Source organism: Curtobacterium sp. VKM Ac-2861, from assembly GCF_013204965.1.
Taxonomy (GTDB): domain Bacteria; phylum Actinomycetota; class Actinomycetes; order Actinomycetales; family Microbacteriaceae; genus Curtobacterium.
In genome coordinates, this window is the sequence record NZ_JABMLA010000003.1 from 276,661 (window position 1) to 294,198 (window position 17,538).

A 17,538-nucleotide genomic window follows, 5' to 3' on the forward strand; every position below is an offset into this window, starting at 1 on the left:
AACGTGTCGATCACGCTCTGGAACGAGTTGTTCACGCTGCTGCCTCCTCGTCGGTCGTGACCCCGTCGGCGCGCAGGGCGGCGACGGCGCGGTCGATGGCGTCCGGTGCACCAGCACCAGCACCGGCGTCGGCGACCCCGCCGGCCGTCAGCTCGTACGTGAGCGAACCGATCCGGCGCTCGCGGATCTCGCCGACCCCGCCGTACACGAGCTCGGCGGTGACCCCAGCGGAGCGGAACACCGCGTCGATCCGGTTCTGCAGCCCGGCCTCGTCGGTGATCTGCACGGTCACCAGACGACCGGGGTGACGTTCGCGCAGGCGAGCGAGCGTGTCGACCGAGGGGCGGTCGTGCAGCGCGGTGCGGACGAACCGCTGCGCAGCGCCCGTCTTCGGCGCGGAGAACACGTCGTAGACGTCCCCGACCTCGACGACGCGACCCTGCTCCATCACGGCGACGCGGTCGGCGATCTGCCGGACGGCGTCCATCTCGTGCGTGATGACGATGATCGTGACGCCGAGTTCCTTGTTCACCCGGCGGAGCAGCCCGAGCACCTCGGACGTGGTCTCCGGGTCGAGGGCGCTGGTGGCCTCGTCGGCGAGCAGCAGGTCGGGCGACGCCGCGAGGGCCCGCGCGATGCCGACGCGCTGCTTCTGACCGCCGGACAGCTGCTCCGGGTAGGCGTGGGCGCGCTCGAGGAGCCCGACGAAGTCGAGCAGCTCGGCCACGCGACGGTCCCGCTCCTCCTTCGGCACACCGGCGACCTTGAGCGGGTACGCGACGTTGCCGGCGATGGTGCGGGACCGGAACAGGTTGAACTGCTGGAAGATCATCCCGATGTTGCGACGCGCCAGACGCCGGTCTCGCTCGGGGATCGCCGTCAGTTCCTTGCCCGCCACGGTGACGGTCCCGGAGCTGGGCAGCTCGAGGGCGTTCACCAGACGGACCAGGGTGGACTTGCCGGCACCGGAGTACCCGATGACGCCGAGGACCTCTCCCTGGTGCACGTCCAGGGAGACGTCCTCGACGGCCACCACGGTCTCGCCGGTGTCGGCGCGGCGGTAGTGCTTCGAGACCCCGCGGAGTTCGACGAGGACCGGCACTACTCCGCTGCCGCCTTCGCGTCGGACTCGACCGTGGTGAGCTCCTTCTGCAGCGACGCGGCGCTCTCGTCGCTCGGGACGGCGTCCGGGTAGTCCTTCGCGAAGACCTTCTGCACGGCGTCGTCCTGGAACAGCTTCGCCAGGTCGAGGTACGTCTTGTTGGTCTTGTCGGCGTCGCGGACGGCGAAGACGTTCACGTACGGGGCGGCGGAGGCGCTCTTCGGGTCGTCTTGGAAGATCGCGTCCTTGGTGTCGAGCCCGGCCGAGGTGGCGTAGTTCACGTTGACGATCGCGCCCTCGACGGAGCCCTGCTGCAGGGCGTTCGCGGTCTGCGAGGCGTCGAGCGTCTGCACGTCGACCTTGTGCGAGGTGATGTCGGCCGTGGTCGAGAAGGCGTTGCCGCCGTCCTTGAGCTCGAGCAGGTCAGCGGCCTGCAGGACCAGGAGCGCACGGGCCTCGTTGATGGCGTCGTTCGGGATCGCGACCTTCGCGCCGTCCTCGAAGTCCGCGACGTCGGAGACCTTCGTCGAGTACAGCGGCAGCGGGTAGACGGCCGTCGCGCCGATCGGTTGCAGGTCGTCGTCCGAGGTGACGTTGTAGTTCGCCAGGTACTGGATGTGCTGGAACTGGTTGATGTCGATCTGCTCGTCCTTGAGCGCAGGGTTCGGCAGCGAGTAGTCCGAGAAGTTCTGGAGCTTCACGGTGACGTTGAGCTGCTCCTTGGCGGCCTTCACGTACGTGTTCCAGTAGGGCAGCGACTTGTCCGAGACACCGATCGTGACGGTCTTCGGCGCAGCGTCACCGGCGGCAGCGCCACCGCTGTCGCCACCGGAGCGCACGACCCCGACGATGACGGCGACGACGATCGCCACGACGACGAGTACGGCGGCGATGATCCAGCCGATCGGGCGCTTGCCCTTCGGCTTCTCGGGCAGTGCGGGGGCTGCGGACATGCTGGTGCTCCTCGTGGGCCGTGCTGTGCGGGGGAGCCGCGGTGGTCCGCGGCGTGGAGTCGAGTGTGACGGGCGTGCGTCCCCGGTGCGAGTTCCGTTCCGCCGTGTTACATCGCCGTCACGGGGTGCATTGGTTCACTCGGTACGTGCGCAGCATCGAACTCGTCCTCGACGGCCCCTCGGACCGAGCGGTCCGGGCGCTCTGGCAGACCCTCGTCGCCGCGGAGCTGCCGAGCCTCGGCCACTCGGGCACGAACGACCCGCACGTCACCCTCGTGGCCGGCGACGCCGTTCCCGTCCCGACGGACCTCGGCGTCGCGGTGCCCGAGGCCCTGCGCGTCGCCGGTGTCCTGCTCTTCCCGGCCGGGCCTGGTCGGCACGTGCTCGGCCTCGGTGTGGTCGTCGACGAGCCACTCGCCCGCTTCCACCGCGCGGTCGACGCCGCCGCTCCGGGCTCGGTCGATTCGTCGCTGCCCGGTCGGTGGGCGCCGCACGTCACCCTCGCTCGACGGATCCGCGACGTCGACCTGCCGGCGGCGCTCCGGGTCCTCGCTGCGGACGCGCCCCTGCCCGAGGTGCTCACCGTGGGCGGTCTCCGGCACTGGGACGGGGACGCGAAGGTGGTCACCAGCCTGCGCTGACGCGCCCTGCGGACCGGCACCGGAGCGCAGGTGCGTCGGTGCGCAGGGGCGTCGGACTGGAGGCGCGGGTCAGGCCCGCAGCACCCGCTCTCCGAACGCGGATGCGAACGTCCGGTCCGGGTCGGCTCGTGCGATCAGCTCACGGACGTCCGCCACCCGCGGGTACAGCTCCGCGATCGCGTCGCCGTCGAGCGAGCTCATCTTGCCCCAGTGCGGTCGCCCGTCGAACGGTGCGAGCCGCGCCTCGAGGTCGGGCAGCAGCGCGGCGACCGCCTCCGGGTGCTTCTGCCAGGTGAACGCGATGCAGAGCACGTCCTCGCCCTGGGTCGGGCTCAACCAGAGGTCGTCGGCCGCCATCGTCCTGAGCTCGCACACGTGCAGGTGCGGCTGGATGCGGTCGGCCAGCCCGCGCAGGGCGTCGAGCGCCGCCGCCGCGTGCCGGAGCGGGACGAAGTGCTCGCTCTGCACCTCGGACCCGTGGCTCGGCACGGACTCGATGGGGAAGTGCGGCAGCCGGTCCCACCAGGGGCCCACCGAGCCGTCGCGCGCCGTGTGGTGGCCGTCGCCCGGGGAGCCGGGCAGCCGGGGAGCGCCGAACAGGTCGTCCGGCACGGCGGTGTCGTCGGCGCCGTCGGGGACCCGGGACTTCACGAGCGCCTCGCTGATCTCGTCGCCGAACACCGTGTAGGCGCACACCGAGTACCCGGCGGCGTGGACTGCGGCGACGTGGTCGGTGAACGTGCTCCACGGGAACGGCCCGTACGAGTCCTGCCGCATCCGGTACGTGGGTTCGAGGTCGAGTGTGACCCGGGTCACGATGCCGAACAGCCCGAGGTGCAGGGCGGTGCCGGGGAACGCCGGGTCGGTGCGGTCGACGGTCCGGAGCGAACCGTCGGGGCCGAGCAGTTCGAGGGACCGGACCGCGGTGGTCAGCGAGCCGAGGGTGGTGCCGGAGCCGTGGGTGCCGGTGGCGACCGCGCCGCCGACGGAGATGTGCGGGAGCGAGCCCATGTTGTGCAGGGCGAACCCGGCGCGGTCGAGGTCGGGAGCGACGACTCCGTAGCGGGTGCCGGCTCCGAGGGTCGCCGTCCGCTGGTCGGGGTCGACGACCAGGTCGGTGGGGATCGCGGTCAGGTCGAGCAGGACACCCGGGGCGTCGGCGGAGTCGTTGAACGAGTGCCGGGTGCCGAGCCCGTGCACCCGCGGGGAGCGTGCGACGACCTCGGCTGCTTCGTCGATCGAGCCCGGTCGGAGCACCTGCTCGGCCGTGTACGTGACCGTGCCGGACCAGTTCAGTTCGCTCGCCGTCGACCGCATGCCGCCCACGATGCCACGTGGACCCGTGGGCGGCACCGCGGTCAGTGCGCGGGCGGGGGCGTCGGCGCGCCCTCGGGCACCGCCGGACGGGTGACGAAGACCGATGCCAGGATGCCGAACAGCGAGATCACCGCGCCGACCATGAACGCGGTCTTCACACCGGAGGCGGTCGCAGCGGCCACAGCGTCCGCACCCGCGCCGGTCGCTGCCGTGGCGGCGCCGATCGTGAGCAGGGTGACGAACAGGGCGGTGCCGGCGGCTCCGGCGAGCTGCTGCGCCGTGCCGAGGACCGCGCTGCCGTGCGAGTAGAGCTTCGGGGGCAGGCCACCGAGCGCCGCCGTGAACAGCGGGGTGAAGGTGAGCGCCAGGCCGATGCTCAGCACGACGTGCGCCCCGAGGACGAACCACACGCTGGTGTCCACGCCGACCGTGGAGAGCGCCCAGAGCACCGCGCTGACGATGATCGAGCCGGGGATGAGCAGCACGCGCGGTCCGCGACGGTCGTAGATGCGTCCGACGATGGGGGAGAGGAGCCCCATGAGCAGCCCGCCGGGGAGCAGCAGCAGTCCGACGTTCAGGACCTCGAGCCCGAGGACGCGCTCCAGGTAGATCGGCAGCAGGATGAGCGTGCCGAACATCGCCATGAAGCTCAGCGCCATCGCGACGATCGGGACGGTGAAGCCGCGGGTCTGGAAGGTGCGCAGGTCGAGCAGGGCGCTGTCGGTGCGCTGCAGTCGGGTCTGACGGAGGATGAAGACCGTCAGGGCGACGGCACCGACGACGAGCGCGGTGACCGGGACGAACAGGCCGGTGGTGCCGGCCTCGCCGATGCTGGACAGGCCGTAGACGATCCCACCGAACGCGAACGCGGACAGGATCACCGAGACGACGTCGAGCGGTGCCCGGCGGGGCGTCGAGACGTTGCGGACCTTGACCATGCCGAGGATGAGCGCAGCGATCGCGATCGGCAGGACGAAGCCGAACAGCCAGCGCCAGTCGAACGCGTTGAGGATGAGCCCGGAGATCGTCGGGCCGATGGCCGGCGCGACCGAGATGACGATCGAGATGTTGCCCATGATGCGGCCACGGTGGGCCGGGTCGACGAGGGTGAGCACCGTCGTCATCAGGAGCGGCATCATGATCGCGGTGCCGCTGGCCTGGACGATGCGGCCGACGAGCAGCAGCGTGAACCCGGGTGCGAGCAGGGCGATCAGGGTGCCGGCCGAGAACAGGCCCATCGCCCAGACGAAGACGGGGCGGGTGTTGAACCGCTGCAGCAGGAACCCGGTGATCGGGATGACGACCGCCATGGTGAGCAGGAAGCCCGTGGTCAGCCACTGCCCGGTCGCCGCACTGATGTCGAGGTCGTCCATCAGCCGCGGCAGCGCCACGCCCATGATCGTCTCGTTGAGGATGACGACGAACGCGGACACGAGCAACAGCCCGATCACGAGTCGGGTCTCGGCAGCGGTCGGTTGCGAGACGCTTCCCGTGCGGGGGGCGGAATCGACGGCCTGGGTCATGCGGGAGCTCCTGGTGGATCACGACTGGTGGAACGAGGTGGCGCAGAACGCGCAGACAGGGCAACCGCCTGAGTGGATTCGATTATTCCGCTCCGCACCGACATCCGCACGTGAACGGTCGGTGCGACCGGGTCAGTGCAGGATCGCGAACCCGTCGGCGTCGCCGTGCGGCACGACCGGCCGGAACTCGACGTCCGTCACGGTGGCCGACGGCGGCCCGCTCCGCAGGCACTCCATCAACGTCTCGACCGCGACCGACGGCCCCTCGGCCTCGACCTCGACGGTGCCGTCCCAGAGGTTCCTGGCGTACCCGACGAGGTCGAGCCCGTCGGCCTTCCGCGCCGTCCAGTACCGGAACCCGACCCCCTGGACGGTCCCCGACACCACGGCATGCATCCTCGTCACCGTCGTCATGATCCTCACCGTATCCACGCGGGGCCTCCCGGAGTTTTCGGCCTCGTGACGATCTGTTTCCGGTTCGTGACGACCCGGAGGCCCTCACGGGCGCAACACACCGCGAAGCGGTGATAGTGTCATCGCAACCCGAACACTTCGAGTCAGAATGACATTAAGGTCCACCATGGACGAAGCAGGCACCCGCGTCGCGGTCTCGACCGTGATCGTCGCGCTGCGCCCGCACCCCGACACCGGGGCGCCGGCGCTGTGGATGCCGCTGGTGCGCCGGGTCGCCGAACCGTTCGAGGGGTCGTGGGCGCTGCCCGGCGGCTGGGTCGGCGTCGACGAGGGACTCGAGGACTCCGCCGCGGCCCGACTGCGCGAGACGACGAACGTGCAGCCCCGCTACCTCGAACAGCTCTACGCGTTCGGCGACGTCGGCCGCTCACCGAGCCGGGTGGTGTCGATCGTGTACTGGGCGCTCGTGCACCCGGACGAGGCGAACGTCGTGCCGGACGACTGGAACGTCCGCTGGTTCCTCGCCGACGAGCACCCGCCGCTCGCCTTCGACCACGACCGGATCGTGGAGTACGCGCTCTGGCGGCTCCGCACCAAGATGTCGTACTCCCGCATCGCCCAGGCCTTCCTGGGGGACCGGTTCACCCTCGCCGAGCTGCGCGGGGTGTACGAGGCGGTGCTCGGGCGCGCGCTCGACCCCGCGAACTTCCGTCGGCAGGTCGAGAAGACCGACGCGATCCTGCCGACCGACGAGACCACGAGCGGGGGTCGGCACCGTCCGGCCCGGCTGTACCGCTCGAACCCCGACCTGGCCTACGCGGACAACGGCCCGCTGCAGCAGGGCACACGACCGCAGAACCGATAGGAACCACCGTGTCCATCGCGACGACCATCGACCTCATCTCGAACGGCAAGGCCGGCGGCAGCACCTGCACGCCCGACCTCGCCATGCCCACGTGGGACTTCGACTCCCGGCCCGGGTACGGCCCGGGCTCGTCGATGACCGACGTCATCCCGACGAGCGCACCGCGGCAGGGCGTGCTGCCGGACGAGTACAAGACCGCGCCGACCGACGAGCTGCACGAGCGCATCGAGCGGGCGAAGGCGACGCTCGGCGACCGGGTCGTCGTCCTCGGGCACTTCTACCAGCGCGACGAGGTCGTCCGGCACGCGGACTTCCTCGGCGACTCGTTCCAGCTCGCCAACGCGGCGCTGACGAAGCCCGACGCCGAGGCCATCGTGTTCTGCGGCGTCCACTTCATGGCCGAGACCGCCGACATCCTGGCCCGCGACGACCAGCGCGTCATCCTGCCGAACCTCGCGGCCGGCTGCTCGATGGCGGACATGGCCGACATCGACAGCGTCGAGGCCGCCTGGGCCGAGCTGACCGCCGTCTACGGCACCGAGCCCGACGCCGACGGCCGGGTACCCGTCATCCCCGTCACCTACATGAACTCCGCTGCCGACCTCAAGGCGTTCTGCGGGCGCAACGGCGGCATCGTCTGCACCAGCTCGAACGCCGCGACGGTGCTCGAGTGGGCGTTCGAGCGCGGGCAGCGCGTGCTGTTCTTCCCCGACCAGCACCTCGGTCGCAACACCGCCAAGGCCATGGGGATCAGCACCGACCTGATGCCGATGTGGAACCCCCGGAAGCCCCTGGGCGGCAACGAGACGAGCGACCTCGAAGCGGCGAAGGTCATCCTCTGGCACGGCTTCTGCTCGGTGCACCGCCGTTTCACGGTCGACCAGATCGACCAGGCCCGCCGCGAGCACCCCGGCGTCCAGGTCATCGTCCACCCGGAGTGCCCGATGGCCGTCGTCGACGCCGCCGACCACGCCGGCAGCACCGACCTGATCCGGAAGACCGTCGCCGCGGCCACCGAACCGACCACGTTCGCGATCGGCACCGAGATCAACATGGTGAACCGGCTCGCCGCGGAGTACCCGCAGCACACGATCTTCTGCCTCGACCCGGTCGTCTGCCCGTGCTCGACGATGTACCGGATCCACCCGGGCTACCTCGCCTGGGTGCTCGAGGCACTGGTGCGCGGCGAGGTCCTCAACGAGATCGTCGTCCCCGCCGAGGTCCAGGCCGACGCCAAGGTCGCGCTCGAGCGCATGCTCGCGGCCAAGCCCCGCGGCTGAGCCCCGAGCCCGAGCCCGAGCCCGAACCCGAACGACCGAGGGAGACCACCGTGCACGTCGTCATCGTCGGCTCCGGCATCGCCGGACTGACCGCAGCGATCCGTGCCAGCGCCGTCCACGACGTCACGCTGGTGACGAAGGGCGCGCTCGCCGACAGTGCCACCGCGTACGCCCAGGGCGGGGTCGCGGTGGCACTCGGGGCCGACGACTCGCCGGCACTGCACCAGGCCGACACCCACGTCGCGGCGGCCGGCAGCGCGGACGCGCGCGCCGTCGAGGTCCTCTGCACCGACGGGCCGGCCCGGGTCCGCGACCTGCTCGCCCTCGGTGTGCCGTTCGACCGCTCGACCGACCCGTCGGCGCTCGACCGGTACGGCGACGACCTGGCCCGCGGGCGCGAAGCCGCGCACGGACGCTGGCGCGTGGTGCACGCCGACGGCGACGCGACCGGCGCGGCGATCGAGCGCACGCTCATCGACGCGCTGCACCGCCAGCACGTCACGATCCTCGAGCGCACCTGCCTCACCGACCTCGTCGTCCGGGACGGCACCGTCGTCGGCATCGACGTCCTCGACCTGCTCGGCGATCCCCGACGGATCGACGCCGACGCCGTCGTGATCGCCTCCGGGGGAGCGGGACACCTGTACCGCGAGACCACCAACCCGCTCGTGGCGACGGGGGACGGCGTGGCCGCCGCGTGGCGTGCCGGAGCGGTGGTCGCCGACCTGGAGTTCGTCCAGTTCCACCCGACCCGCCTCGCGGTGCCGGACGGCGGGCTCGTCTCCGAGGCCGTCCGCGGCGAGGGAGCCGTCCTCCGCGACGCGCGCGGACGCCGCTTCATGACGGCGGTGCACCCGGACGCCGAGCTCGCTCCGCGCGACGTCGTCGCCCGCGGCATCGCCGCCGCCGTCCGCGACCAGGGCGGCGCACCCGTGCTCCTCGACGCCACCGGACTCGGCGCGGACTTCCTGACCGGACGCTTCCCCGGTATCACCCGGGCCACCCGTGCGGCCGGTTTCGACTGGACCCGACAGGGTGTGCCGGTGTCCCCGGCGGCCCACTACTCGATGGGCGGCATCGCCACCGACGCCGAGGGGCGCACCAGCCTCCCGGGGTTGCTCGCGATCGGCGAGGCCGCGTGCACCGGGGTCCACGGCGCGAACCGACTGGCCTCGAACTCCCTGCTCGAGGGGCTCGTCTTCGCGGTCCGCGCAGCGGACGCGGTCGCCGGACCCCGGCCCGGCCTGCTCCGCCTGCGGGGGAACGCAGACCTGCGCGTGACCAGCGTTCCCCGAGCGGCGGACGTGATCCGCGCCTCCCGTCAGACCCTGCCTGGAGGCGCGACCCACCTCGACGACGTCGGTGCCGTCCGGCAGGCGGTCCAGGCCGTCATGACCGACCGCGTCGGGCTGCTGCGTGACGCGACCGGACTGGCGAGCGCCCGGCGGGACCTCGACGCGCTCACCGCGCCCGCCACCGGCGGCGTGCGCGAGCACGAGGACCGCGCACTGCTCGACCTGGCACGGCTGGTGGCGCTCGCCGCCGAGACCCGCACCGAGTCCCGCGGTGCCCACGCCCGCACCGACCACCCCGACACCGATCCAGCAGCCCCGGCCTCGTACGCCTGGGTCGCCGAGACGGTCACTCGACACATCGCCGTTCCGCAGGAGGTTCCCGCATGACCATCGACCCCGGCACCATCCCGCCGCACGCCCTGCGCCGCGTCATCGAGACCGCGCTGGAAGAGGACGCGCCCTGGGGCGACGTCACCAGCGAGACGCTCATCCCGGCCGACGCGACCGCGACGGCGACGCTCGCAGCCCGTGAGCCCGGAGTACTGAGCGGCGGGACCGTCTTCGTGGCGGTCATGCACGCGGTCGACCCGTCGATCCGGGCGAGCCTGCACGCCGACGAGGGGTCCGCGTTCACCGCCGGCGACACTCTCGCCACCGTGACGGGGTCGGCGCGTTCGGTGCTCCGCGCCGAGCGGGTCGCGCTGAACCTGGTGCAGCGCATGTCGGGAATCGCCACCGCCACCGCGGCCCACGTCGCGGCCGCAGCGGGCACCTCGGCGCGCATCGTCGACACCCGGAAGACCACGCCAGGGCTCCGTGCGCTCGAGCGGTACGCCGTGCGCTGCGGCGGCGGGCACAACCACCGCACGTCGCTGTCCGACGCCGTGCTGGCCAAGGACAACCACCTGGCCGTGCTGCTCGCCGGCGGCATCGGCATCGGTGACGCGATCACCGCAGCGCGGCAGCGGCTCGGGCACACCGTGCACGTCGAGGTCGAGGTGGACCGCATCGACCAGATCGAGCCCGTCGTCGCGGCGGGCGTCGACACGATCATGCTCGACAACTTCACGCCGGCCGAGCTCGAGACGGGTGTCGGCATCGTCGCGGGTCGCGCGCTCGTCGAGGCGTCGGGCGGGGTGTCACTCGACACCGTCGCGGCCATCGCCGCGACCGGGGTCGACGTCATCTCGGTCGGGGCGCTCACCCACTCGGCCCGGGCGCTCGACCTCGGGCTCGACATCGCGGTGGCGGCCGGGGACTGACCGTGTTCTACCTGGACCGGGCGGCCACGACCCCCGTCCGCCGCGAGGTCCTCGAGGCGATGTGGCCGTACCTGACCGGGGTGTTCGGCAACCCGTCGTCGACGCACGGTGTCGGTGACGAGGCCGCGCGCGGGCTCGCCGCTGCACGGGCCACGGTCGCCGGCGTGCTCGGCTGTCGACCGGCCGAGGTCGTCTTCACCACGGGTGGGACCGAGGGTGCGAACACCGCGGTCAAGGGGATCGCGCTCGCCGCCCCACGCGGACGCCACGTCGTCACCAGTGCGATCGAGCACGAGGCCGTGCTGGAGAGCTGCGCGTACCTGGCACGCTTCCACGGCTTCGACGTCACGGTGCTGCCGGTCGCGTCGGACGGCCTGGTCGACCCGTCGGTGCTGCGTGCGGCGCTCCGGCCGGACACGACCCTCGTGTCGATCGCGCACGCCGACAACGAGATCGGCACCGTGCAGGACGTCCCGGCGCTCGCCGCCGAGGCCCACGCGGTCGGCGCGCGCTTCCACACCGACGCCGTGCAGTCCGCGCCGTGGCTGCCGGTCGGGCTCGACGTCCTGGGCGTCGACGCACTGTCGCTGTCCGGGCACAAGATCGGGGCGCCGAAGGGGACCGGCGTGCTCGCGGTCCGGTCGGGGGTGCCCGTCGAACCGTTGCTGCACGGCGGGGGACAGGAGCGGGGCCGACGCTCCGGCACCGAGGACGTCGCCGGCGCGGTGGCGGTCGCGACGGCGCTCGGGCTGGTGGCTGCCGGCGGTGCTGCTGGCTCCGCCGCCGCGACGACCGTCCGTGACGCCGTGCTCGACGGGGTGCTCGCCACCGTCCCCGGCGCGTTCGTGACCGGGTCGCGCGAGCACCGGCTGCCCGGGCACGCGTCGTTCTGCTTCCCCGGGGTCAACGGCGAGACCGTGCTGCTCGAGCTGGAACAGCGCGACGTCGTGTCCTCGTCCGGCAGCGCCTGCGCCGCCGGCAGCACCGAGGCGTCGCACGTGCTCACCGCGCTCGGGATCCCGGACGAGGTCGCTCGCACCGCGCTCCGACTCACCTTCGACGGTTCACTCGCCGCGGAGGACGTACCGGTCGTCGTCGGAGCGGTCGCGGACGCCGTGGCCGCCGTCCGCGCACTCGGCTGAGACATCGAACCTAGGTGTACTAGACGTTCTACTCCATGAGTGGGGTCGTGTCCCCCCTTATGCGGACACGGAATCTGCGCCAGAGTGTCCACATGGCAAACGTGGTGATGACCCGGACACGACGGGACGACCGCTTCCGAGCGGTGCAGCTCCTGCCCGCACCGGCGACCCTCGTCGCGCTCGCCCTGGCTGCGCAGCACGACCTCGGCACCGCCCCCCTCGGGCTGATCGCCGCCGTCGGAGCGCTCGCGACCGTCGGGAGCGCCCTGCTCCCCATGATCCGACCCGCCGCCGCTCGACGATCGATGCCCGCACCGATCGAGACGGACCGGTACCGAGAGGACACCGAACACCCTTGAGGTCCGACACCGCCCGGCTCCTCCCGTGACCCGGCCGGTGCCCCAGACCGGATGCCGATACCCCTGATCGACATCCGGAGCGGGGCGCGACGTTCCCCCTGTCGTCGCGTCCCGCCACACACCGCGACCCGCCGTGGGCCGACGTCGACCCCCTGAACGACGTCAGTTCCCCTGCAGCCCACGGCGGGCTCCCGGTGTCTCCCGCTCCCGCTACCGTCGGGGCATGCCCTCGTACCGTGTGACCCTGGCGATCGGCGCGCTCGCTGCCGGCACCGCGCCCGACGCCGTCCTGCCCGCTGCGGCCCGGCTGGTCGCCGAGCACGCCGTGGTCGAGGCGCAGGACGTCCGTCTGCTGCGCGGCGTGCCGTGCGCGGTCGTCCGGTTCGAGTCCGACGACGACGCCACGGCAGCGGTCGTGCGCGACCGGGCCGTGCACGGCCTCCGCGACGTGGTCGAGATCCGCTCCGACGTCGTCACACGCCGCGACGGTGCGCGGTGGCTCCCGGTGGCGTGACGGCTGCGGCCGTCCTGCCCGGGGTGTGCGGCGCGCCCGGCCAGACGTAGTCGAGGTCGTCGGGCGCGTCCGGGAACAGTGCGCGGTAGTGCTCCGGCGCCTTCTGCACCAGCTTCGAGCGGTGTGACGCGTGCAGGGCCTCGTCGTCGTTCCACGGCGGGATCGGGACGTCGCCGCGCTCGTACGCCGCCAGGTCCTCCGGGACCCGCCCGAGGTCCAGCAGCGTCTTCTCCAGGCAGGTGTCCACGTGCCCGCGGTCGAGCCAGACGCGGCACGTCGCCTCCTGGTACGCCATCAGCGCCGGACGGTAGCCGCGCCACATCGCGGTGACCGGGTGGTGCTGCCAGCCGTACCCCGGCAGTGTCAGCGCCCGCATCACCTGCAGGGTCTCCACGCGCTGCTTGCCGAGACGTCGGTCGTCGAGGACCTCGGCAGAGGCCCGGAAGTCGGCGTACGGCAAGAACGTCTGCATGCCGCGGGACGGTACCCGGGGGGCCTGGCACCCGACACATGTCGTCACACGCGGACCGCCCCGGTGGCAGGCGTGTGAGCATCGACCGCATGAGTGGAGAACTGGTCGTCGGCGTCAGCGGTAGCCCTTCGGACCCCTCGAGGACGTCCACCCTGGTCGCGGCCACGGTGGCGCGCCTCGGGCAGGAGATCGAGGGAGCCCGCACCGAGACCATCGAGATCGGCCCGCTCCTGGCCGACCTCGGTGCCGCGTCGTCGCGCGAGGCGATGTCCGAGCGCACCCGGGCGGCACTCGAGACCGTCGAGGCCGCCGACGTGCTCGTCGTCGGCAGCCCGGCGTTCCGCGCCGCCTACTCCGGCGCGTTCAAGCTGTTCTTCGACTGGATCGGGCAGTACGACCTCGTCGACACCCCGGTCCTGCTGACCGCGACGGGCGGCAGCGACCGTCACGCCCTGCTCGTCGAGCACCAGATGCGCCCGCTGTTCGGCTTCTTCCAGTCGACGACGCTGCCGATCGGGGTGTTCGGCAACGAGCGCGACTTCACCAAGCGCGAAGGTGGCTACGACATCGGCAACGTCGACCTGGAACTCCGCATCGACCAGGCCGTGCGCCGGGCGATCCCGATCATCCGCGGGGGCTTCGCCACCGCCGGCCTGGCCGACGTGCGGCGCCCCGCGGACTTCTGACGCGGGGCCGCCGCTCTCCCGCGCGTTCCTGGCCGATTCGGGCGTACCTGGTCTGAAGTTCTCACCAGGTACGCCCGAATCGACCTCGCATCGCAGACGTCGTGGGAAAGAACGCGCTACGGAGCGGGGACGGTGACCGTCTCGCCCGACGCCGCCGACCGGCGCGCCGCGTCGAGCACCTCGACCACGTGCACCGCGTCGTCGACGGGCACCGGCACCGGACCGAGCCCGCGGACGGCCTGCGCGAACCGCTCGTAGTAGTCCGTGTAGGAGCTCTGCGCCGACGGGACGTCGACCGTGCCGGACTCCGTCGTGAGGGTCCCGGACGAGGGCTCGACTCCCCAGGTCGACCGGTCGTCGGCAGGTGACGCCCCCGCCACGGCTGCCTGTGCCTGCACGTCGGTGCTCGTGGCCTCGTACGTCCCGTCGACACCGTCGAGGCGGAGCTGCCGTGCACCCAGCCAACCGGCCTTGTTCGACGTCAGGACGGACTCGACGCCGGACACGTGCGTCGCTGCGAGCGTGAAGCCGGCGTCGATCTGGCCGTCCTGGTCGCGGCCGAGCGAGCGGGCATCGCGGACGTCGAGCGTGCAGGACACCCGGGCGATCGGTCCGAACAACGACACGGCCTGGTCGACCAGGTGCGAGCCGATGTCGGAGAGCACGCCGCCGCCGACGCCGGTAGCGATGCCGTGCCGCTCGACCAGGTCGAAGCGGGACCAGAAGCGCAGCGGCGTGCCGACCCGTCCGGCGTCCAGCACGTTCCGGAGGGTGGTGAGGTCGGTGTCCCAGCGGCGGTTGTGGAAGGGCGTGATCACGACGCCGGCGTCGGCCGCGGCCTGCCGGATCTCGTGCGCGGTGGCCGGGTCCGGGGCGAACGGCTTGTCCGCGACGACGGCGACCCCGGCGGCGATCGCCTGCAGGACGAGTTCGCGCCGGGTGGACGGGGGAGTGGTGACGACGACGGCGTCGACGCCCGCGGCGATCAGGTCACCGAGGGAGTCGTGCACGGTGACGCCGGGCAGGTCGGTCGCGAGCTGCTCGCGCTTCGCGGCCGAGCGGGCGACGACGCCGACGAGGTCGATGCCTGCCGCGTCCAGCAGGAACGGGCGGTGGAATGCCCGCCCTCCGATGCCGTAGCCGACGAGTCCGATGCGCACTTTGTCCATACATATGAACCTAGCGCGTCCAGCCCGCGTTGGGAACGTTCCAACGAGGCGGACGGGAGGCCCGCGGCGGCCCCGCCACGGGCCTCCCGTCCGCCTTTTGCGCGCGTGTCGGGCGCGACGTGCGCGCGTGACCTGCGTGACGTGCGCGACCGCCAGGTTCCACGACTTGCCGTCCGCGTGACGCCGAGGTTCAACTCCGGGGCGGCAGCGGCGCCGAGGTTCCGAGATCTCGGAACCTCGGCGGGGCGAGAGACGCCCGTGCGGCGTGACGGGGGTCAGGCGATGAGGGACGCGACGTGTGCGACGGCCAGGCGGTAGCCGTCTGCGCCCGCGCCGGCGATGACCGCCGTCGCAGCGGTGGCGACGTGGTCGACGTGCCGGAAGGGCTCGCGCTTCCACGTGTTCGACAGGTGCACCTCGACGACCGGGACGGACAGCGCCTCGACCGCGTCGTGCAACGCGACCGAGGTGTGTGCGTAGGCCGCGGGGTTGATCACCACGGCGGCGAAGTCGTCGAGGGCCTCGTGCAGCCACTCGACCAGTTCGCCCTCGCGGTTCGTCTGGCGGAAGTCCGCGTCCAGCCCGTGCACGGCTGACTCGGTGTGCACGATCGCCTCGAGCTCGGCGAGCGTCACGGTGCCGTACTGCTCCGCGTCGCGCCGCCCGAGGATGTCGAGGTTCGGTCCGTTGAGGACGAGGATGCGCGCCTGGTCGGTCATGGGGCGAGCCTAGCGATCGCGGGCCACGGGGTACCGCCGGGCAGACACATGCCTCGGCTATGTGAACGGTCACAATTCGGTGTAACGTCTCCGTCCGGGTCGGCGGAGTTGTCGACTGCAACACACTGACGTGGAGATGTTGAATGGTTCTCGCTGCAGCGAACGAAGGGATCCGGCTCGACTTGGGCTGGGTCGACTACCTGATGGTCATCGTGTACTTCGCGGTCGTCATCGGGATCGGGTTCACCGCCCGCAAACAGGTCCGGACGAGCATGGACTTCTTCCTGTCCGGGCGCTCGATGCCGGCGTGGATCACGGGCCTGGCCTTCGTGTCCGCGAACCTCGGTGCGACCGAGATCCTCGGCATGGCCGCCAACGGTGCCCAGATCGGCATGGCGACCCTGCACTACTACCTGGTCGGCGCGGTGCCGGCCATGGTGTTCCTCGGGCTCGTGATGATGCCCTTCTACTACGGCTCCAAGGTCCGGTCGGTGCCGGAGTTCATGCTCCGCCGGTTCGGCAAGGCCCCGCACCTGGTGAACTCGATCGCGTTCGCGGTGTCGAACGTGCTCATCGCGGGCATCAACCTCTACGCCATGGCCATCGTCATCGAGGCGATGCTCGGCTGGCCGGAGTGGCTGGCCATCGTCGTGTCCGCCGGCTTCGTGCTCGTCTACATCACCCTCGGTGGGCTCTCCAGCGCGATCTACAACGAGGTCATGCAGTTCTTCGTGATCATCGCCGGGCTCATCCCGCTGACGATCGTCGGTCTGCACCGCGTCGGCGGCTGGGACGGACTGTCGTCTGCCATCGTGAAGACCCAGGGCGTGCAGCACCTGCAGGCGTGGGCCGGCACCGGCTTCGGTGACGTGACCAACCCGATCGGCGCCAACTGGCTCGCGATCGTGCTCGGCCTGGGCTTCGTCCTCGGCTTCGGCTACTGGACCACCAACTTCACCGAGGTGCAACGCGCGTTCTCGGCGAAGAACATGTCCGCAGCGCGCCGGACCCCGCTCATCGCCGCGATCCCGAAGCTGTTCATCCCGGCCATCGTCGTGATCCCCGGTCTCATCGCCGCGGCGGTCGTCGGCAACCAGTTCGCCGACGGCTCGCTCACCTACAACGACGCGATCCCGAAGCTCATCCAGATGTACCTGCCGACCGGTGTCCTCGGCGTCGCGGTGACCGGCCTGCTCGCGTCGTTCATGGCCGGCATGGCGGCCAACGTCTCGTCGTTCAACACCGTCTTCACGTACGACATCTGGCAGCGCTACATCAAGCCGAACATGCCGGACATCCACTACCTGAAGACCGGTCGCTGGGTCACCGTCGTCGGCGTCCTGGTGGGCATCGCGACCGCGTTCATCGCGGCCCAGGCGTCGAACATCATGACGTACATGCAGACGCTGTTCTCGTTCTTCAACGCGCCGCTGTTCGCCGTCTTCATCCTCGGCCTGCTCTGGAAGCGGATGACCACGCAGGGTGCGCTCTGGGGCTACGTGCTCGGCATCGTCACGCCGACGATCACCTGGATCGCGTACCTCGTGAACCCGGACCTGTTCGCCACCGCGACCGCCGAGACCCTGTACGGCGCGATCATCTCGTTCGTGACCGTCCTGATCGTCGGGTTCATCGTCTCGATGTTCACCACGCCCAAGGACGAGAAGGAGCTCGGCGGTCTGGTCTACGGCATCGGCAAGATCGACCTGCACGGCGACTCCGTCGCGACCGACACCGCCTGGTACCGCTCGCCCGCACTGCTCGGCACCGTCGCACTGATCCTGTGCGTCGTCCTGTACCTGCCGTTCCTCTGATCCGCGAAGGA

General features: G+C 71.4%; 18 protein-coding genes. 10 read left to right on the top strand and 8 right to left on the bottom strand.

Annotation, left to right across the window (positions count from 1 at the left end; genetic code table 11):
• Positions 1-31: 31 nt before the first annotated feature.
• On the bottom strand, positions 32-1,102 hold the full coding sequence (locus HQQ88_RS09330) for a methionine ABC transporter ATP-binding protein (protein WP_173169286.1): 1,071 nt from the start codon (positions 1,100-1,102) through the stop codon (positions 32-34).
• Positions 1,102-2,055, bottom strand: coding sequence for a MetQ/NlpA family ABC transporter substrate-binding protein (locus HQQ88_RS09335; RefSeq protein WP_173169287.1), 954 nt, complete (start codon positions 2,053-2,055; stop codon positions 1,102-1,104). Before HQQ88_RS09335 ends, HQQ88_RS09330 begins: the two co-directional genes overlap by 1 nt.
• Before the next feature lie 146 nt (positions 2,056-2,201).
• Here HQQ88_RS09335 and HQQ88_RS09340 point away from each other — a divergent pair, with 146 nt between their 5' ends.
• On the top strand, positions 2,202-2,696 hold the full coding sequence (locus HQQ88_RS09340) for a 2'-5' RNA ligase family protein (RefSeq protein ID WP_173169288.1): 495 nt from the start codon (positions 2,202-2,204) through the stop codon (positions 2,694-2,696).
• Positions 2,697-2,765: 69 nt separating this feature from the next.
• On the opposite strand, the gene HQQ88_RS09345 is transcribed toward HQQ88_RS09340, so the two are convergent.
• The 3 genes from HQQ88_RS09345 to HQQ88_RS09355 all read right to left on the bottom strand — a co-directional run bounded on the left by HQQ88_RS09345 (position 2,766) and on the right by HQQ88_RS09355 (position 5,950).
• Positions 2,766-4,013, bottom strand: coding sequence for an FAD-binding protein (locus HQQ88_RS09345; protein ID WP_173169289.1), 1,248 nt, complete (start codon positions 4,011-4,013; stop codon positions 2,766-2,768).
• 41 nt (positions 4,014-4,054) lie between these two features.
• The gene (locus tag HQQ88_RS09350; RefSeq protein ID WP_123292040.1) at positions 4,055-5,536 is read right to left on the bottom strand and encodes an MDR family MFS transporter; all 1,482 of its coding nucleotides are present in this window, start codon (positions 5,534-5,536) and stop codon (positions 4,055-4,057) included.
• A 132-nt stretch (positions 5,537-5,668) separates the two neighbouring features.
• Positions 5,669-5,950 carry an acylphosphatase gene (locus HQQ88_RS09355; protein ID WP_228504877.1) on the bottom strand — a complete coding sequence of 94 codons (282 nt, stop codon included), beginning with the start codon at positions 5,948-5,950 and terminating at the stop codon, positions 5,669-5,671.
• 166 nt (positions 5,951-6,116) lie between these two features.
• Here HQQ88_RS09355 and HQQ88_RS09360 point away from each other — a divergent pair, with 166 nt between their 5' ends.
• The 7 genes from HQQ88_RS09360 to HQQ88_RS09390 all read left to right on the top strand — a co-directional run bounded on the left by HQQ88_RS09360 (position 6,117) and on the right by HQQ88_RS09390 (position 12,667).
• Complete coding sequence (locus HQQ88_RS09360; protein ID WP_123292041.1) at positions 6,117-6,815, top strand: NUDIX domain-containing protein; 699 nt, start codon at positions 6,117-6,119, stop codon at positions 6,813-6,815.
• Positions 6,816-6,823: 8 nt separating this feature from the next.
• On the top strand, positions 6,824-8,095 hold the full coding sequence (gene nadA / locus HQQ88_RS09365; protein WP_123292042.1) for a quinolinate synthase NadA: 1,272 nt from the start codon (positions 6,824-6,826) through the stop codon (positions 8,093-8,095).
• A gap of 50 nt (positions 8,096-8,145) precedes the next feature.
• Positions 8,146-9,777, top strand: a complete 1,632-nt coding sequence (gene nadB, locus HQQ88_RS09370) for an L-aspartate oxidase (protein ID WP_173169290.1) — start codon at positions 8,146-8,148, stop codon at positions 9,775-9,777.
• Positions 9,774-10,652 (top strand): carboxylating nicotinate-nucleotide diphosphorylase, encoded by an 879-nt coding sequence (gene nadC, locus HQQ88_RS09375; RefSeq protein WP_173169291.1) that lies wholly within the window; start codon positions 9,774-9,776, stop codon positions 10,650-10,652. Before nadB ends, nadC begins: the two co-directional genes overlap by 4 nt.
• 2 nt (positions 10,653-10,654) lie before the next feature.
• Positions 10,655-11,794 (top strand): cysteine desulfurase family protein, encoded by a 1,140-nt coding sequence (locus HQQ88_RS09380; protein ID WP_173169292.1) that lies wholly within the window; start codon positions 10,655-10,657, stop codon positions 11,792-11,794.
• Between the two features lie 92 nt (positions 11,795-11,886).
• A complete protein-coding gene (locus HQQ88_RS09385) occupies positions 11,887-12,153 on the top strand; it encodes a hypothetical protein (RefSeq protein WP_131845734.1) in 267 nt (88 codons plus the stop codon).
• A 223-nt stretch (positions 12,154-12,376) separates the two neighbouring features.
• Complete coding sequence (locus tag HQQ88_RS09390) at positions 12,377-12,667, top strand: hypothetical protein (protein ID WP_173169293.1); 291 nt, start codon at positions 12,377-12,379, stop codon at positions 12,665-12,667.
• On the opposite strand, the gene HQQ88_RS09395 is transcribed toward HQQ88_RS09390, so the two are convergent.
• A complete protein-coding gene (locus HQQ88_RS09395; RefSeq protein ID WP_254066999.1) occupies positions 12,627-13,139 on the bottom strand; it encodes an MSMEG_6728 family protein in 513 nt (170 codons plus the stop codon). The genes HQQ88_RS09390 and HQQ88_RS09395 overlap by 41 nt on opposite strands.
• An 89-nt stretch (positions 13,140-13,228) precedes the next feature.
• On the opposite strand from HQQ88_RS09395, the gene HQQ88_RS09400 reads away from it, so the two are divergent.
• Entirely contained in the window at positions 13,229-13,825 is a 597-nt protein-coding gene (locus HQQ88_RS09400; RefSeq protein ID WP_165901113.1) for an NAD(P)H-dependent oxidoreductase, read from the top strand.
• Positions 13,826-13,941: 116 nt separating this feature from the next.
• Here the strand turns inward: HQQ88_RS09400 and HQQ88_RS09405 are convergent, their stop codons facing one another.
• Both HQQ88_RS09405 and aroQ read right to left on the bottom strand, forming a co-directional pair.
• On the bottom strand, positions 13,942-14,994 hold the full coding sequence (locus tag HQQ88_RS09405; protein WP_216834445.1) for a Gfo/Idh/MocA family protein: 1,053 nt from the start codon (positions 14,992-14,994) through the stop codon (positions 13,942-13,944).
• A gap of 275 nt (positions 14,995-15,269) precedes the next feature.
• On the bottom strand, positions 15,270-15,713 hold the full coding sequence (gene aroQ / locus HQQ88_RS09410) for a type II 3-dehydroquinate dehydratase (protein ID WP_173169294.1): 444 nt from the start codon (positions 15,711-15,713) through the stop codon (positions 15,270-15,272).
• Between the two features lie 143 nt (positions 15,714-15,856).
• Here aroQ and HQQ88_RS09415 point away from each other — a divergent pair, with 143 nt between their 5' ends.
• Positions 15,857-17,527, top strand: coding sequence for a sodium:solute symporter family protein (locus HQQ88_RS09415; protein ID WP_123292052.1), 1,671 nt, complete (start codon positions 15,857-15,859; stop codon positions 17,525-17,527).
• Positions 17,528-17,538: the final 11 nt, after the last annotated feature.

Bases quoted from the DNA above. Each gene is read 5' to 3' on its own strand.
- HQQ88_RS09395 (WP_254066999.1), bottom strand. From the start codon at position 13,139: ATGCAGACGTTCTTGCCGTACGCCGACTTCCGGGCCTCTGCCGAGGTC.
- nadC (WP_173169291.1), top strand. From the start codon at position 9,774: ATGACCATCGACCCCGGCACCATCCCGCCGCACGCCCTGCGCCGCGTC.
- HQQ88_RS09415 (WP_123292052.1), top strand. From the start codon at position 15,857: ATGGTTCTCGCTGCAGCGAACGAAGGGATCCGGCTCGACTTGGGCTGG.
- HQQ88_RS09400 (WP_165901113.1), top strand. From the start codon at position 13,229: ATGAGTGGAGAACTGGTCGTCGGCGTCAGCGGTAGCCCTTCGGACCCC.
- HQQ88_RS09405 (WP_216834445.1), bottom strand. From the start codon at position 14,994: ATGGACAAAGTGCGCATCGGACTCGTCGGCTACGGCATCGGAGGGCGG.
- HQQ88_RS09335 (WP_173169287.1), bottom strand. From the start codon at position 2,055: ATGTCCGCAGCCCCCGCACTGCCCGAGAAGCCGAAGGGCAAGCGCCCG.
- HQQ88_RS09385 (WP_131845734.1), top strand. From the start codon at position 11,887: ATGGCAAACGTGGTGATGACCCGGACACGACGGGACGACCGCTTCCGA.
- HQQ88_RS09350 (WP_123292040.1), bottom strand. From the start codon at position 5,536: ATGACCCAGGCCGTCGATTCCGCCCCCCGCACGGGAAGCGTCTCGCAA.
- HQQ88_RS09390 (WP_173169293.1), top strand. From the start codon at position 12,377: ATGCCCTCGTACCGTGTGACCCTGGCGATCGGCGCGCTCGCTGCCGGC.
- HQQ88_RS09355 (WP_228504877.1), bottom strand. From the start codon at position 5,950: ATGACGACGGTGACGAGGATGCATGCCGTGGTGTCGGGGACCGTCCAG.
- HQQ88_RS09360 (WP_123292041.1), top strand. From the start codon at position 6,117: ATGGACGAAGCAGGCACCCGCGTCGCGGTCTCGACCGTGATCGTCGCG.
- aroQ (WP_173169294.1), bottom strand. From the start codon at position 15,713: ATGACCGACCAGGCGCGCATCCTCGTCCTCAACGGACCGAACCTCGAC.
- HQQ88_RS09345 (WP_173169289.1), bottom strand. From the start codon at position 4,013: ATGCGGTCGACGGCGAGCGAACTGAACTGGTCCGGCACGGTCACGTAC.